4 protein-coding genes are annotated in these 2,061 nt (G+C 34.0%); all 4 read right to left on the bottom strand.

Annotated features, from left to right (window positions below; translation table 11 throughout):
- Nucleotides 1-171 precede the first annotated feature (171 nt).
- Entirely contained in the window at nt 172-294 is a 123-nt protein-coding gene (locus tag EAI80_RS13985; protein WP_255452576.1) for a hypothetical protein, read from the bottom strand.
- 69 nt (nt 295-363) lie between these two features.
- The gene (locus tag EAI80_RS12810; protein WP_129982346.1) at nt 364-678 is read right to left on the bottom strand and encodes a type II toxin-antitoxin system RelE/ParE family toxin; all 315 of its coding nucleotides are present in this window, start codon (nt 676-678) and stop codon (nt 364-366) included.
- Nucleotides 668-928 carry a type II toxin-antitoxin system Phd/YefM family antitoxin gene (locus EAI80_RS12805; RefSeq protein WP_117992722.1) on the bottom strand — a complete coding sequence of 87 codons (261 nt, stop codon included), beginning with the start codon at nt 926-928 and terminating at the stop codon, nt 668-670. The genes EAI80_RS12810 and EAI80_RS12805 overlap by 11 nt, the downstream gene beginning before the upstream one ends.
- Nucleotides 929-1,020: 92 nt before the next feature.
- Entirely contained in the window at nt 1,021-1,842 is an 822-nt protein-coding gene (locus tag EAI80_RS12800; protein ID WP_129982345.1) for a hypothetical protein, read from the bottom strand.
- Between the last annotated feature and the right edge of the window lie 219 nt (nt 1,843-2,061).

Genomic DNA, 2,061 nt, shown 5'->3' with positions numbered 1-2,061 from the left:
ATCCCAATTTTTATTATTCTATTCATAGGTAACCCTCCTTATTTGTTTGCGGTAATCCCACAATACTATGAATTTTTGTTTCTACTCAAAGTATAATGGTAAATCCACGATTGAACAATTAAGGAGAGTTACTTTTTTGTTTCCTCCTCGTCATTTCATATTGTCTATAACTCACTGTCGGTCATTTGCTTCCAACAATTCCAGCAGCATTTGTTCTGCCAACCATTTATATTCTGGTCGGGCAACGCTTTTGAAATCATCTTCGTATTCATCATATTCGTTGATATGTTCCATGTTCCTCCTTTCGAGCATGAAAAAAGCAGCTAATCATTATCGACTAACTGCTTTATGTCTGTTATTTAATTATAAATGTCTGTCCGTATCTCTTGCACCATACATCAAACGTCGTACTTCCATCACATCATCAATCACTACATAATAAACAACGTAATTGCGTACATAAATCCGATAGTAAGGGTAGTCACGTTTTTTTGCGGATGGATATGGTTCAAAGGCAACAGGATTGTTCAGCCTTTCCAGTATAGCAGCTTCCACATCATCAACCAGACGGATTGCTGCGTCCTCGTTCTTTAAAACATTCGTAATGTAACTCGCTGTGCTAATCAAATCCTGTTCAAAAAGCGGTAAGTACCGCAGCTTATAGGATTTATTTTCCATGTATAGCTCTCCTTACATTACTGAATACTGTTTCGTGAGAAAGACGTTCCTCTGTCATAGCTGCCTGTCGGTCAGCTTCATCAAGTTTCATTTCTATACTGTCTGTCAAACTTGCATATTCTTCCAGACTTAAAACAACCATAGCACCGTAACCATTCTTTGTCAGATATACAGGTTTCCCTCCGTTTACGATAGCTTCAATTTCTGGAAATTTATTTCTAAGGTCTGAAACAGGTCGAATTTGTATCATGTTTAATCGCTCCTTTCATATTGTTTATTCTATCCTAATTTTATCAGAATATTATCACAGAAGCAATATTAACTTGTGATTCTACCGGGATTCTACCGAAACATATCGCCAAATGCTCCAATAATTGTTTCCCAAAATCCAATAGGTTCTCGAACCCTTTTTTCGACTTTTTTAAGAAGTTTGTCAATTTCCTCAATTAATCTGTCCTTTTCTCCACACAAGCTATTAAACTCCTCAATATTATTGTTAAATCTTTCATAAATATATTCAATATATTCTTCCACACTTACATTCAAACTGTCAGGATAAATTTTGAATGTATATTTCATAGGATTTCCTAGCGAAAATTCCACAGCACATGACGAGGTATCAATCTTTTGCAAAAGTGCTTTGGTGGCTTCTTTGTTATAGAGGATAAAGTAACCTCTAGGGGAAAAAGTTCTACAATTTGTTGGATTTACAGATTCAAAATGTGCTTTTTCATCTTCAGACCTATTGTAAGTTTTAAAGGAATATCCGTCTCGGTATATATCAAGATTAGATACTAATTCATTATGCAAATCGGGAATATGATGATTTAAATTCCATGAATATATCAAAATTCTTTTTTCCAAATCTAATGAACTTTTCGCTATTTTTTTCTTGATAAATAAAATATCTCCTGTGCTTTCAAGTTCTTTTATCAGTGGCAGATATTCATCATTCTTTTTATAATGCTCCCATAATTTGGGACAATCATCTGCCAATGCTTCCTTTAATTCAGAAAAATGTCTATGAATATTTTTATAGAGTTCTTGTAGTTTTGCACGGTCTGCTTGATTTTTCCCAGATTTTAGACCAAGAATAAAAGTCACCATACTGACAAATAGGCTCGTTGCTAAACTTAATAAAACTGTTTGCATGGTTTGTGACATTATCTACACCCCTTATCCTTTAAGTATAAATAACATTATATCTCGATTTACAAGCACCTACAATATACTTTCAAACCAGTTAATTATTTCTAAAGTGAAAAGTTAAATTCCACTTTAGGTGGGTCAAAGTTGCGTTTAGTCTTTCCTTGATAGCCTCATAAAGTACTTTTACTGGCTGCTTATAATGCTCATAGCTTTTTTTAATATTTCAACAGCATC

Source organism: Catenibacterium sp. co_0103 (assembly GCF_004168205.1).
Classification (GTDB): domain Bacteria; phylum Bacillota_I; class Bacilli_A; order Erysipelotrichales; family Coprobacillaceae; genus Catenibacterium; species Catenibacterium mitsuoka_A.
Note: the sequence above shows the minus strand (reverse complement) of the source record. Positions and strands in the feature narration are given on the sequence as shown.

Coding starts and splice junctions, on each gene's coding strand:
- EAI80_RS12810 (WP_129982346.1), bottom strand. CDS start 678: ATGGAAAATAAATCCTATAAGCTGCGGTACTTACCGCTTTTTGAACAG.
- EAI80_RS12805 (WP_117992722.1), bottom strand. CDS start 928: ATGATACAAATTCGACCTGTTTCAGACCTTAGAAATAAATTTCCAGAA.
- EAI80_RS12800 (WP_129982345.1), bottom strand. CDS start 1,842: ATGTCACAAACCATGCAAACAGTTTTATTAAGTTTAGCAACGAGCCTA.
- EAI80_RS13985 (WP_255452576.1), bottom strand. CDS start 294: ATGGAACATATCAACGAATATGATGAATACGAAGATGATTTCAAAAGC.